The organism is Mesorhizobium sp. GW821-FHT04C10 (assembly GCF_059420305.1).
Genome location: NZ_JBWKTL010000001.1, coordinates 5,708,288 through 5,720,484, shown reverse-complemented (window position 1 = coordinate 5,720,484; position 12,197 = coordinate 5,708,288). Strand labels below are relative to the sequence as shown.

At 61.8% G+C, this 12,197-nt stretch carries 13 protein-coding genes; 5 read left to right on the top strand and 8 right to left on the bottom strand.

Annotated features, from left to right (window positions below):
• Positions 1–4: 4 nt before the first annotated feature.
• The 3 genes from AC07UC_RS27895 to AC07UC_RS27885 are packed head-to-tail and all read right to left on the bottom strand — an operon-like array spanning position 5 to position 876.
• Positions 5–160 (bottom strand): hypothetical protein, encoded by a 156-nt coding sequence (locus AC07UC_RS27895; protein WP_181179683.1) that lies wholly within the window; start codon positions 158–160, stop codon positions 5–7.
• 38 nt (positions 161–198) lie between these two features.
• Positions 199–576, bottom strand: a complete 378-nt coding sequence (locus AC07UC_RS27890) for a hypothetical protein (RefSeq protein WP_494908073.1) — start codon at positions 574–576, stop codon at positions 199–201.
• A 12-nt stretch (positions 577–588) separates the two neighbouring features.
• Positions 589–876 carry a hypothetical protein gene (locus AC07UC_RS27885; RefSeq protein WP_056564288.1) on the bottom strand — a complete coding sequence of 96 codons (288 nt, stop codon included), beginning with the start codon at positions 874–876 and terminating at the stop codon, positions 589–591.
• 286 nt (positions 877–1,162) lie between these two features.
• Between AC07UC_RS27885 and AC07UC_RS27880 the strand changes: the two genes are divergently transcribed.
• From AC07UC_RS27880 to AC07UC_RS27865, 4 genes are all read left to right on the top strand, one after another.
• Entirely contained in the window at positions 1,163–2,296 is a 1,134-nt protein-coding gene (locus AC07UC_RS27880; RefSeq protein ID WP_494908072.1) for an aminomethyl transferase family protein, read from the top strand.
• A 120-nt stretch (positions 2,297–2,416) separates the two neighbouring features.
• The gene (locus tag AC07UC_RS27875) at positions 2,417–3,013 is read left to right on the top strand and encodes a dimethylamine monooxygenase subunit DmmA family protein (RefSeq protein ID WP_494908071.1); all 597 of its coding nucleotides are present in this window, start codon (positions 2,417–2,419) and stop codon (positions 3,011–3,013) included.
• Positions 3,010–3,975 carry a PDR/VanB family oxidoreductase gene (locus AC07UC_RS27870; protein WP_202323416.1) on the top strand — a complete coding sequence of 322 codons (966 nt, stop codon included), beginning with the start codon at positions 3,010–3,012 and terminating at the stop codon, positions 3,973–3,975. Before AC07UC_RS27875 ends, AC07UC_RS27870 begins: the two co-directional genes overlap by 4 nt.
• Positions 3,976–3,984: 9 nt before the next feature.
• A complete protein-coding gene (locus AC07UC_RS27865; protein ID WP_494908070.1) occupies positions 3,985–5,025 on the top strand; it encodes a heme-dependent oxidative N-demethylase family protein in 1,041 nt (346 codons plus the stop codon).
• Between the two features lie 329 nt (positions 5,026–5,354).
• Here the strand turns inward: AC07UC_RS27865 and AC07UC_RS27860 are convergent, their stop codons facing one another.
• A complete protein-coding gene (locus AC07UC_RS27860) occupies positions 5,355–6,074 on the bottom strand; it encodes a helix-turn-helix domain-containing protein (RefSeq protein WP_140769111.1) in 720 nt (239 codons plus the stop codon).
• Between the two features lie 260 nt (positions 6,075–6,334).
• Here AC07UC_RS27860 and AC07UC_RS27855 point away from each other — a divergent pair, with 260 nt between their 5' ends.
• Positions 6,335–7,693: a trimethylamine monooxygenase gene (locus tag AC07UC_RS27855; protein WP_494908069.1), complete on the top strand. Its 1,359-nt coding sequence runs from the start codon at positions 6,335–6,337 to the stop codon at positions 7,691–7,693.
• 21 nt (positions 7,694–7,714) lie between these two features.
• Here the strand turns inward: AC07UC_RS27855 and AC07UC_RS27850 are convergent, their stop codons facing one another.
• From AC07UC_RS27850 to AC07UC_RS27835, 4 genes are all read right to left on the bottom strand, one after another.
• Positions 7,715–9,694, bottom strand: coding sequence for an ABC transporter permease (locus AC07UC_RS27850; protein ID WP_494908068.1), 1,980 nt, complete (start codon positions 9,692–9,694; stop codon positions 7,715–7,717).
• Positions 9,691–10,770: a quaternary amine ABC transporter ATP-binding protein gene (locus tag AC07UC_RS27845; RefSeq protein WP_494908067.1), complete on the bottom strand. Its 1,080-nt coding sequence runs from the start codon at positions 10,768–10,770 to the stop codon at positions 9,691–9,693. The genes AC07UC_RS27850 and AC07UC_RS27845 overlap by 4 nt, the downstream gene beginning before the upstream one ends.
• 76 nt (positions 10,771–10,846) lie before the next feature.
• Complete coding sequence (locus tag AC07UC_RS27840; RefSeq protein ID WP_494908066.1) at positions 10,847–11,821, bottom strand: ABC transporter substrate-binding protein; 975 nt, start codon at positions 11,819–11,821, stop codon at positions 10,847–10,849.
• A 27-nt stretch (positions 11,822–11,848) separates the two neighbouring features.
• Entirely contained in the window at positions 11,849–12,004 is a 156-nt protein-coding gene (locus AC07UC_RS27835; RefSeq protein WP_181179603.1) for a hypothetical protein, read from the bottom strand.
• Between the last annotated feature and the right edge of the window lie 193 nt (positions 12,005–12,197).

Genomic DNA, 12,197 nt, shown 5'->3' with positions numbered 1-12,197 from the left:
CCACTCAGATCCGGTGTTTTTCGGAAACGGCTTCAAGCTCGCCTTCGCGTGACGAGGTCAGAACGTCCTCGGAATAGGTCGTATCGACCTTGAACCAGTCGTAGAGCATCCACAGTGCGAGCAAGATCGAGATGCCCCAGCTTGCGTAAGAAAGTGCCATCCACATGATCGTGTCCCCGATGACTCGTCGCCAGAACTTTACTTGTCGTCGAACTTCTCGTTGATGACGTCGCGATATTCGCGATCGGATGCACGGAACAGGAAGACGAAATAGCCGATCAGTACCGCCGCCATGATGATCAGCGTCGGCCAGTCGATGACGTAGTGGAACCGGTTCTGGATGATGTCGTGCGCGGTCTCGGGCGTGTAGCCGAGCTTTTCCCAGATCGAGGCCATTGTCGGGTTCTGGCCAAGCGCTTCCCAGGTCTTGGCGTCGAGCGCGTCGATGGATTTGGCGGCTCCGGCAAGGCCCAGTTTCAGCGGCAGCCACAGCGCCACGAAAATGGCGACCACCACGACCACGATGTCGAAAACCTGGCCGGCCTTGCTCTGCTCCGGCGGTGTATAGCGGGACATGCGTTGTACCCCTCAGGACTTGCGGTTGCGGGACGCGTCGGCGTTCTTGATGTCGAGACCGTAGATGAAGTCCTTGTCTTCCTTGTAGTGCTTGACCATCGCCAGGATCGCGGCCGTGTTGAAGATCAGCACGGCGGCGGCGGCAATCGCGACGACGGCCTTGATGCCGTCGTGCGGAATGTACGGCCATGTCATGAAGAGCACGAAGAGGATCGTCGCCCACAGGCAGATGATCAGCAACGCGGCTCCGCGCAAGTCGGAACGGTACAGCGCTTCGATGCGCTGCTGCAGGTCTGACATCGGTTTTTCCCCTTTTCCGGGCGCCCGGTTCCGAATCCTCCGCGCGCCGCTCTCTTTCAAGAGAGTGAAATTTTTTTCATAAATTCAGACCGTTTCCCGCAATTGTCAAGATGAATTTACGTTGGGTTAACCATTTGCTCGGGACGGCCAATTTTGCCTGACAATGAAATTATTTGCTTTCAGGGGATTGCGGCTCTCCCGCGTTTGCGGTCAATATTCAAGCCAAAGCTCCGGCCCCCGCGCCAAGGAGCAGGGAACAGTGGATTTTTGAACGGAGGACGAGCGGATGACGGCATCCTGGAGATTTTCGACCCTGGCGGATCGCCACCGCGCGCTGGGTTCGAAGCTCGAAGACTGGAGCGGCATGGGGACCGCCTGGACCTACGACAAGGACGCCGACGAAGAGTACATCGCCATCCGCACCAAGGCCGGCCTGATGGATGTGTCGGGACTCAAGAAGGTTCACATATCAGGGCCGCATGCCTCGCACCTCATCGACCTCGCCACCACGCGCGACGTGGAAAAGATCTATCCGGGCAAGTCGGCCTATGCCTGCATGCTGAACGAGGCGGGAAAATTCACCGACGACTGCATCCTTTACCGCACCGGCCCGAACAGCTGGATGGTGGTGCATGGTTCGGGCACCGGCCATGAGGAATTGCAGCGCGCCGCGATGGGCCGCGATGTCTCGCTGCGCTTCGACGACAATCTGCACGATCTGTCGCTGCAGGGACCAACCGCGGTCGATTACCTGGCCAAGCATGTGCCCGGTATCCGCGATCTCAACTATTTCCATCATACGCAGACGCAACTGTTCGGTTTCCCGGTCATGATCTCGCGTACTGGTTACACCGGCGAACGCGGCTACGAGATCTTCTGCCGCGGCCAGGATGCCGGCACGATCTGGGACAGGATTCTCGATGAGGGCAAGAGCGCCGGCATCATTCCGTGTCGCTTCACCACGCTCGATATGCTGCGTGTCGAAAGTTACTTGCTTTTCTACCCGTACGATAATTCGCAAAAATATCCGTTCGAGGACGAAGGCCCCGGCGACACGCTGTGGGAGCTCGGCCTCGACTTCACGGTCAGCCCCGGCAAGACCGGCTTCCGTGGGGCCGAGGAACACTACCGGCTGAAGGGCAAGGAGCGCTTCAAGATCTATGGCGTGCTGCTCGACGGCAAGGAGCCCGCCGATGAAGGCGCACCGGTCTATCGCGACGGCAAAAAGGTCGGCGTGGTGACATGTGCCATGTATTCGCCGCTGGTCAAGAAATCGATGGGCATCGCCCGCCTCGACGTCGACTGTGCGGTCAAGGACACCAAGCTCGAGATCCGCAACAAGAGCGGATCGATCAAGGCGACGGCGCAGCCCTTGCCTTTCGACGATCCCAAAAAGACCAAGCGCACCGCCAAGGGTTGAGGCATCATAAGCAGCGAGGGGTTTTAAGGCACTAGAGCATGATCCCGAAAAGTGGGAACCGGTTTTCTCGGACAAACAGTTTCGTTTGTCCAAGATCATGCTCCAACTGATCTAGAGAGAATGGCAGCCAAGACGATCATCAGCCGGCCCATTTACGGAACCCTGTCTCCGCAGCCCGGCAAGCATCATCTTTTCATCGCCGATGCGGAAGGTGCGCTGGCGATCCTTGATATGGCAAAGACGGCTCCGCCCGGCTTCTTCGACGGCGCCGAGATCGTCTTCATCCCGGGCCCCGACGGCAAGCACGTCGCCGTCCTCGAAGCGCTGAAGCCGGCGCAGTTTCATCAGGCACCGTCCTTCGCCAGCCTGCTGCCACGGCTGAAGCAGACGCTGGCCAATGCCCATATGGGCCTGCGCCTATACCTCGCCGGCACCGAAGGGCTGATCGGCCAGGCCATGCAGGTCGCGCTCGAAGCCGGCATCGATCATACCTCCATGCAGACCGAGCATCGCGGTTCCCTGGCGCGGCGCATGCAATGCGTGCACTGCAAAGGCATCACCGAAAACGTGACGACGCAGCCCGCCAACTGTTCGCATTGTGGGCTGCTGCTTCTGGTGCGCGATCATTATTCCAGGCGCCTCGCCGCTTTCCAGGGCGTGTGCATCAACGCCGAGGATCGCTCCGAGATTCCTCCGACGGAGGAGGCCTTCCCATGAGCACCGGCACCACCAAGCTCAATGTCGTGGTCAGCGACGTCGTTCCGGTCAACGAACTGGTCACCCGCTTCCATTTCCGCCGGCGCGACGGGCAGATGTTGCCGACCTTTTCCGGCGGCGCCCATGTCGTGGTCGAGATGCGCGACGGCGATCGCACCCGGCTCAATCCCTATTCGCTGATGGGCTCGCCGCTCGACACGCGCGAATACACGATCTCCGTGCGCCGCGACGATATCGGCCGCGGCGGCTCGCTGTTCATGCACCGGAGCGTCAAGCCGGGGCTGGAGATGGTGATCAGCTACCCGGTCAATCTGTTCTCGCTCGACCTGCGCGCAAAGAAACACCTGATGCTTGCCGGCGGCATCGGCATCACGCCCTTCATGGCGCAGACCGCGCAACTGGCCGGAGAGGGCGGCAATTTCGAATTGCACTACACCTGCCGCACAGCCTCGCTCGGCACCTATGCCGATGTGCTGCGGGAGCGTTACGACAGGCGCATCAGGCTCTACCATGACGACCGTGACGAGCGCATCGACCTCGACCGGCTGCTGTCGACGCAGCCGCTCGGCACGCATCTCTATGTCTGTGGCCCGGCCGGCATGATCAACTGGGTGCGCGACCGCGCGGCAAGCCTGGGCTGGCCGTCGGAGGCCGTGCATTTCGAGCATTTCGCGGCACCCCAGCCGGGACTGCCCTTCGACGTGACGCTGGCCGTCAGCGGCAAGACGATCCGCGTCGGCGAACAGCAGAGCCTGCTGGAGGCCATCGAGGCGGCCGGCGTGGATCCGCCCTATCTCTGCCGCGGCGGCGTCTGCGGCCAGTGCGAGACCAACGTCATCTCCTACGATGGCAAGTTCATCCACAACGACCACTGGCTGAGCGAGGAAGACCATCGCTCCGGCTGCAAGATCATGCCGTGCGTGTCGCGCTTCGAGGGCCGGTCGCTGGTGCTGGAGCGGTAGGAGGAAATCATGGGCATCACCTTTCGCAAGGAAACATTCCGCGACGATTTCACCTTCAGGAACAGCCCGGAGCATATCAGGCGGTTCCCGTTTCCATTCCATGAAGACGCCTACATGTATGCCGTCAACATCGAGCCGCATGTCGTCGGCCCGAAGGGTAGCGTGCTCGAGAACCTGATCGACGTCGACGAGCACTATGTCGCGGAGATGCAGGATCGCGCACTGGTGCTGGCCGAGGATCCGCTGCGCTGCCAGTCGCTGCCGCACATGACGCTGGCCGGCTGGGACCTGCTTGAGCTTTTGATGGAGCAGCAGGCGCTCGGCTATCCCGAGCATTTCACGCTGACGCGCGACGGTGACCGCTGGCGCTGGATCAACCGGCCGCTCGGCATCGACGATACCTTCACCTTCGGCGACACCTCGACGCTGCCTTACGGGCCGATGGAGTACATCACCCGCCAGAGCCAGGGCGATTTCTGCATCCTCGACCAGCGCGACGGCAATCTGTGGATGGATGCCGGCATGGTCACCACCCAGGCCGACTGGTCGCTCGATTTCGACATCGGCATGAACTTCTTCGAATGGCACGCGCCGGTGCCGCTGGCGCATGAGAAGGGGATCTTCGTCAGGGCGCTGAAGTTCCTCACCAACATCCAGCAAGGCAAGCCGGCGCGTCGTCTCAACTGGACGATGACCATCAATCCGCGCCTCGACACCAGCCCGGAGAATTATCACAAATGGGGTCCGGACCGGACAACCGTGACGCCGGAGAATGTCGGCGACAAGGTGCATCTGCGCGTCGAGCTGCAAAGTTTTTGGCGGCTGCCGCGCTCCAACGGCATCGTCTTTCCGATCCGCTGCTATTTGATCAAGATGGACGAGTTGGTGACGCAGCCGAAATGGGCGCGCCGCCTGCACCGCGTCATCCGCGATTTGCCCGAGGAACTGGCCACTTACAAGGGGTTGACGCGGTATCGGCCGACGCTGGTGGAATGGCTGTCGAGGCTGGATGATGGCAGCGCGACGAGCCCGGGGTTTGGGCCGGATTGAAGCTGCCAATCTCCCCCCTCGTGGGGGAGATGCCCGGCAGGACAGAGGGGGCGCGAAGGAACGCAACCATCGAATTCGTCATCCTAGGGCGAAGCAAGGAGCGAAGCGACGCGGCGCAGACCCTAGGATCCATTCCGTGACGCTAAGGCGTTGCAACGGTTGAGAATTCTGCTCAGTTGCACCCTTCGGCGAAGGTCACGGCATGGATCCTCGGGTCAAGCCCGAGGGTGACGAAACGCGCGGTTTGAGCCAGTCCAAGCAAAGACATGCCGAGGGACAGCGCCCCCCTCTGTCCTGCCGGACATCTCCCCCACAACGGGGGAGATTAGCTAACCAGCGCTGTTCTGCGGGTAGCAAATAATCGACAGATACCGCATCGGCAGTTTCGTCAGCTGCTCCGGTCCGTGCGGCGCATCGGCGTCGAAGAACAGGCTGTCGCCGGGCTTCATCGGGTAGAGGTTGCTGCCGTGCCGGTAAACGACCTCGCCTTCCAGCATATAGAGGAACTCCATGCCTTCATGCTGGAAGGTCGGGAACACGTCGGAGTCCTCGGTCAGGGTGATCAGATAGGGCTCGACGACGACGCCGCTGGTGTTGGAGCCGATATGGCCGAGCAGATTGTACTGGTGACCGGCACGCGTGCCGCGGCGCTCGACATCAAGGCCTTCGCCGGCTTTGACGAAGACAGCACTTCGCTCTTCCTCGAAGCGGCGGAAGAAGGCGGTGACGGGAACGCCGAGCGCCCGTGACAGCGCCTGCAAGGTGGTCAGCGACGGCGAGGTGATGCCGTTCTCGATCTTCGACAGCATACCCAGCGAAATGTCGGTGGCGACCGCCAGATCGGCGACGGTGATGCCGAGCTTCTTGCGGAACGCCCGCACCTCGCGGCCGATCGCGACCTCCAGCACTTTCTCGCGTGTGTCGCGGATGGCGTGCGGGTTCTGAGTCAGCGGCGCGCGGATGGTCTTTCCGTCCGCGGAGACCTTCGGCAACGGCTTGGCTTTTGCGGGACCAGAACCGGCCTTAGAATCGGAAATTGTCTTTGCCATCTCGCCCCCCCGCAACCTCAGATTTATTTCACTCACGGTGAACACCTCAGGTGCCGATACATGAGCGCAACCGCGACGGCAAGCCATCTTGTGTCGCATGTGCCGGCTCGGCGATTGCTGTCGCCGCAGGTTTTTCGCCAGGAATCCGTTGCGCGCAAATGCCGTTCCAGCAGATGTCTGTTGACAGCACGGAAGGGCCAATTACTGTCACTCCCAGTGAAATTTGTTTCGCTGGGGAAATCAAAAAAGGAGGCCTGGAAATGAAAACTCGCGTTGCCGTCATCGGAGCCGGACCGTCCGGCCTGGCACAACTCAGGGCCTTCAAGTCGGCTGCCGACAAGGGCGCCGAGATTCCCGAAATCGTCTGCTTCGAAAAGCAGTCCGACTGGGGCGGCCTGTGGAACTACACCTGGCGCACCGGCCTCGACGAACATGGCGACCCCGTGCACGGTTCGATGTACCGTTATCTCTGGTCGAACGGACCCAAGGAATGCCTGGAATTCGCCGACTATACATTCGAGGAGCATTTCGGCCGGCCGATCGGCTCCTACCCGCCGCGCGCCGTGCTGTGGGACTACATCAAGGGCCGCGTCGAGAAATCGGGGCTGCGCAAATGGGTGCGCTTCAACAGCCCGGTGCGCATGGTCACCTTCTCCGACGAGACCAAGAAATTCACCGTCACCGCGCATGACCGCACCAACGACGTCACCTATTCCGAAGAATTCGACAATGTCGTCGTCGCCTCCGGGCATTTCTCGGTGCCCAATGTGCCGTACTTCGAGGGTTTCTCGACCTTCAACGGCCGCATCCTGCACAGCCATGATTTCCGCGACGCGATGGAATTCAAAGGCAAGGATATCCTGATCATCGGCCGCTCCTATTCGGCCGAGGATATCGGCTCGCAATGCTACAAATACGGCGCCAAGTCGATCACCTCCAGCTACCGCTCCAAGCCGATGGGCTTCAAATGGCCGGAGAATTGGAAAGAGGTGCCGTTGCTGCAGAAAGTCGTCGGCAAGACCGCGCACTTCAAGGACGGCACATCAAAGGATGTCGACGCCATCATCCTGTGCACCGGTTATCTGCATTCCTTCCCCTTCCTCACCGACGACCTGAAGCTCAAGACCGCCAACCGCATGTGGCCGCTCGACCTCTATGAAGGCGTGGTGTGGGAGAAGAATCCGAAGCTGTCCTATATCGGCATGCAGGACCAGTTCTACACTTTCAACATGTTCGACGCGCAGGCCTGGTTCGCGCGGGATGTCATCATGGGCCGCATCAAGCTTCCCTCGGCCAAGGCGATGGCCGAACACAGTGCCAAGTGGCGGGCGCGGGAGGAGACGCTGGAGGACGCCGAGCAGATGATCTGGTTCCAGGGCGACTACACCAAGGAACTGATGGACCAGACCGACTATCCCGGCTTCGATGTCGAGGCGGTCAACCAGACCTTCATGGAATGGGAACACCACAAGGTGGAAGACATCATGAGCTTCCGTGATCACGCCTATCGCTCGCTGATGACCGGCACCATGGCGCCGCTGCATCATACGCCGTGGCTGCAGGCGCTGGACGATTCCATGGAGAGCTATCTCGAGGTGAAGGGCGTCGCGGCGGAGTAGGCCGCGGCGCATCGTCCTGCCCTATCCCAGCCTTGCCCGCGCTTTCGCCGTCCAGGCGTTGAACAGCCGGTCGGCGACGATGCCGATGAAGGCTATTGCCAGGCCGGCGACAATGCCACGGCCGGAATCGGCCTTGGACAGCGCGATGAACACCTCCTGGCCGAGATCGCGTGTGCCGACCATGGCGCAGATGATGATCATCGCCAGCGCCATCAGGATGGTCTGGTTGACGCCGAGCATGATCTCCGGCAGCGCCAGCGGCAATTGCACGCGAAAGAAGGTCTGGCGCGGCGTGCAGCCCGACACCTTGGCCGCCTCGATCAATGCCGGCGACACCTGCCTGATGCCGTGATTGGTGTAGCGGATGGCCGGCACCACGGCGAAGGCGATGGTTGCGATCATGGCGGTGACGTCGCCGACCCTGAACAACATCACCACCGGAATGATGAAGCAGAAGGACGGCAGCACCTGCAACGTGTCGATGATCGGGGTGACGATTTTCTCGAAGCGGTCGCTGCGCGCCGCCATCAGCCCGATCGGGATGCCGATCAGGCAGGCGATGAACGCCGAGATGCCGCAGAGATAGACAGTCGCCATGGTTTTTTCCCACAGCCCGGTGACGGCGCAGAAGGCGGTCAGTGCCGCGACCAGGGCGGCAAGGCGCGGGCCTGAGAGCTGATAGCCGGCGAGGCCGAGCAGGAACACCGCCCCAAGCCATGGAAAGCCTTCGCAGAAGGCACGCAGCGGGTTCAGCACGTTGAGGATCAGTGCCACGCGAAAGGCTTCGATCGCATCGAAGAAGTTGATCGTCACCCAGTTCACCGCCGCCTTCCACAGCGGCGCGGTGGTGAAGGTGATGGCCTTCGGCACCGCCGCGAAAGCCGGCACGAACAGGCCGAGCAGCGTGGTGACGGCAAGGATGGCGATGGCCAGCGTCAGATTGGGGTAGCGCCGCCAGAAGCTCGGGTTCGCCGCCTGATGAACATAGCCCTTTGCCTGCTTGTGCGCGATGGCCTGGCTCAGCCGGTCGAGCGCGATGGCCAGCGCGACGATGGCGAGACCGGCTTCCATGGCTTCGCCGACCTTCAGCGCACGCAGCGCCAGAAGCACATCGTAGCCGAGACCGCCGGCGCCGATCATCGAGGCGATGATCACCATGTTGAGCGCCAGCATGATCACCTGGTTGACGCCGACCATCAGCGTCGGCCGCGCCGAGGGCAGCAGAACCCGCCACAGTTTCTGCCGCGCCGTGCAGCCGGCCATGTCGCTGAATTCGCCGATCTCCATTGGTACGCGCGCGAGGCCGAGCATCGTCGCCCGCACCATCGGCGGTGTGGCGAAAATGGCGGTGGCGATCATTGCCGACACCGGGCTGTTGCCGAACAGCAGCAGCATCGGGATGAGATAGGCGAAGGTCGGGATGGTCTGCATCAGGTCGAGGGCAGGGGAGACGATCAGCCTTTCCGCCCATGGCTTGCGCCAGGCCCAGATGCCGGCGAACAGGCCGGTGACGATGCAGAACGGCACGGCGATGGAAATCAGCGCCAGCGTCAGCATGGCGCTGGTCCATTGGCCGAACAGCGCGATGTAGAGGAAACAGCCGCCGACCAGCAGGCTGAGTTTGCGACCGCCCACGGCATGCCCGGCGAGGAAGGCAACAGCACACACACCGACCCAGGACAGGCGTGGCAGCGTGAAGGCGTCCGCGCCGTGGCCGATCTTGAAGTTCTTGGCGAGCAGATTGAGCGCGAAGTCGAGCGGCACGCCGAGCACCGCGGTGATCGAGCGGGTCAACCACGACAGGTTCGACTTGATCCAGCCCATCAGCGCGGAGACCCAGTCCGCAACGGGGACGATCGCGTTGGCCGGATAGTCGACAGCCCAGGGAACGCTGTCCTGCAGCAGGAACACCACCAGCACGGCGGCAAGTGCCGCCGCCCAGACCAGCAGCCACCGCTGAAGCGGTGGCCTCGGCTCGCTGGCGCTTGCCGTCACCGTCATGCGCCGGTTCTCGCATGTTCGATGCCGGCCAAAAGGTCGATCACCGCTTGCGGTGTGACTTCACCGATTGGCTTGCCGGTGCCATAGACCACCGCGAACGGCTTGCCGGCGGAAACGATGCTGGCGGAAAAACTGGCGATCTTGGCCTCCGGCGCCACCGTCCCGCCATGCTCCGCGCCGTCGCAGGCGCGCATCAGGCTGCGCGCCGAGATCACCTTGGCGCGGTCGACGTCGCGGGTGAATTCGGCGACATAGTCGGTCGCCGGATTGACCACCAGTTCCTCCGGCGTGCCGGTCTGGATGACTTCGCCGTCCTTCATGATGGCGATACGGTCGGCGAGCCTGATCGCCTCGTCGAAATCATGGGTGATGAAGACGATGGTCTTGTGCAGCATGGTCTGCAGCCGCATCAACTCGTCCTGCATCTCGCGGCGGATCAGCGGATCGAGCGCGGAGAACGGCTCGTCGAGGAACCAGATCTCCGGTTTTGTCGCCAGGCTGCGGGCGATGCCGACACGCTGCTGCTGGCCGCCGGAAAGCTCGCGCGGATAGAAATGTTCGCGGCCACGCAGGCCGACGAGTTCGATGACCTCGCGGGCGCGCGCCTCGCGTGTCGGCCGGTCCTGGCCCTGAATGCTGAGCGGAAAGGCGATATTGTCCAGCACGTTGAGGTGGGGCAGCAGCGCGAAGTTCTGGAACACCATGCCCATGCGATGGCGCCTGAGTTCGATCAGCGCAGCGTCGGAAATCTTCAGCAGGTCCTTGCCTTCGAACTCGACCTTGCCGTGGCTCGGCTCGACCAGTCTCGACATGCAGCGCACCAGCGTCGATTTGCCGGAGCCCGAGAGGCCCATGATGATGAAGATTTCGCCCTGGCGGATTTCGAGGTCGACGGCCCGCACCGCGCCGACCAGTCCGGCAGCCGTGACATCGGCCATGCTGGCCTTGCCGTCGTGCTCGCGGATGAAACTGGCCGCGTTCGCCCCGAACAGCTTCCACACATTGCGGCAGGCAAGTTTTACCGGGCGGTCATCCGTGCCCGGTCGAGCCGACCCCTGTTCAGTCCTGTCCGTCATCCAATCGTCCTTCTGGAACATCAAGATTTGAGACCCGGCCGATCAGACAGCCGGGTCCCATTTTCCAGTCGAACGATTACTGCGCCCAGGCTTTCCAGTCGGCTTCGTGCGCGGTGATCCAGGCGGCGGCGACGTCCTCCGGCGTCTTGCCGTCAAGGTCGATCTCGCCGCTCATCTTGTTGAGTTCGTCGGTGTCGATCGTATAGGCCTTGGCAACCTTGTAGGCGACCGGCCATTTGTCCTTCATGCCGTTCCAGGCATATTTCCAGATTTCGCCATGCGGCTTGCCGCAGTCATACTTGGCGTCGGGGTTCACGCCCCATTTCGGATCGTTGTAGCACTCGGGCGTGTATTCGGGGAATTGCACCCATTCGCCCTTGTATTTGGCCGGCGCCCAATGCGGCGAATAGATCCACAGCATGATCGGCGCCTTGCGCTGATAGGCTGAATCGAGTTCCGCGAACATCGCCGCGTCGGTGCCGGCGTGGATCACGGTGAAGGGCAGTTTCAGCGCCGCGACGCGCTCGTCGTCAAAGCCTTCCCAGGTCACCGGACCGCCGAGATAGCGACCCTTCGGTGCAGTCTCCGCCGTCGAGAAGGCCTCGGCGCATTTCGGGTCCTTCAGCGCTTCCCAGTTGGGCAGGCCCGGGCATTTCTCCTTCATGTATTCGGGAAACCACCACTCTTCCTTGGCTTTCGGTCCGAGCCTGCCGAGACGTTCGGTCTGGCCGGTCGCATCGGAGGCCTTCATGGCTTCGCCGGCGGTGGTGTCCCAGAATTCCAGGCCGACATCGAGGTCGCCATTGGTAAGGCCGGTGGTCAGGCTGGAGAGGTAGTCGGCGGTCGGGTATTCAACGGTATAGCCGAGCTTTTCCAGGATGCCGCCGAGGATCTTGGCGTTCAGGTTGACGCTGGTCCAGTCGAACAGCGCGATCTTGATCGGGTCGTTGGATTCCGGTGCGGCGGCCTGGGCGATCGGACTTATTGCGCTTGCCGCGGCAAGGGCCAGGGCTCCCATCGAGAGTTTCGAAATCACACTGCGAAATGGCATTGCTTGTTCTCCTTCAAGCTGTGACGGTTATCGGTCGTTCCCTTCTTGCGTCTTTTCTTGATTGTTCCCGAAAGGCTGGTCGTTGCGCAAGACCGTTGCCGCCACGTCGCGGCTGAAGCCGGCGCAGGCGAAATGATGCTGAATTTCGGTGACGGTGGAATATGCCGGGAAGGTCAGCGTCATGGCTGCCGATGGATCGCTGCGGCAGCGATCACCCGCGGATCAATCGCCAGTCTTGCGGCGCCCTGCAAGGTGCGAGCCATCAAGGTCCCATGATCTCGGCTGCCGGCATGGCGAGCCCCGTCTCGCCAACCGTTTCATAAGATGAAATTATATATACCAACGTTCATCTCGCGCAACGACTAACGCTTCGCTG

Bases quoted from the DNA above. Each gene is read 5' to 3' on its own strand.
- AC07UC_RS27895 (WP_181179683.1), bottom strand. From the start codon at position 160: ATGGCACTTTCTTACGCAAGCTGGGGCATCTCGATCTTGCTCGCACTG.
- AC07UC_RS27890 (WP_494908073.1), bottom strand. From the start codon at position 576: ATGTCCCGCTATACACCGCCGGAGCAGAGCAAGGCCGGCCAGGTTTTC.
- AC07UC_RS27885 (WP_056564288.1), bottom strand. From the start codon at position 876: ATGTCAGACCTGCAGCAGCGCATCGAAGCGCTGTACCGTTCCGACTTG.
- AC07UC_RS27880 (WP_494908072.1), top strand. From the start codon at position 1,163: ATGACGGCATCCTGGAGATTTTCGACCCTGGCGGATCGCCACCGCGCG.
- AC07UC_RS27875 (WP_494908071.1), top strand. From the start codon at position 2,417: ATGGCAGCCAAGACGATCATCAGCCGGCCCATTTACGGAACCCTGTCT.
- AC07UC_RS27870 (WP_202323416.1), top strand. From the start codon at position 3,010: ATGAGCACCGGCACCACCAAGCTCAATGTCGTGGTCAGCGACGTCGTT.
- AC07UC_RS27865 (WP_494908070.1), top strand. From the start codon at position 3,985: ATGGGCATCACCTTTCGCAAGGAAACATTCCGCGACGATTTCACCTTC.
- AC07UC_RS27860 (WP_140769111.1), bottom strand. From the start codon at position 6,074: ATGGCAAAGACAATTTCCGATTCTAAGGCCGGTTCTGGTCCCGCAAAA.
- AC07UC_RS27855 (WP_494908069.1), top strand. From the start codon at position 6,335: ATGAAAACTCGCGTTGCCGTCATCGGAGCCGGACCGTCCGGCCTGGCA.
- AC07UC_RS27850 (WP_494908068.1), bottom strand. From the start codon at position 9,694: ATGACGGTGACGGCAAGCGCCAGCGAGCCGAGGCCACCGCTTCAGCGG.
- AC07UC_RS27845 (WP_494908067.1), bottom strand. From the start codon at position 10,770: ATGACGGACAGGACTGAACAGGGGTCGGCTCGACCGGGCACGGATGAC.
- AC07UC_RS27840 (WP_494908066.1), bottom strand. From the start codon at position 11,821: ATGCCATTTCGCAGTGTGATTTCGAAACTCTCGATGGGAGCCCTGGCC.
- AC07UC_RS27835 (WP_181179603.1), bottom strand. From the start codon at position 12,004: ATGACGCTGACCTTCCCGGCATATTCCACCGTCACCGAAATTCAGCAT.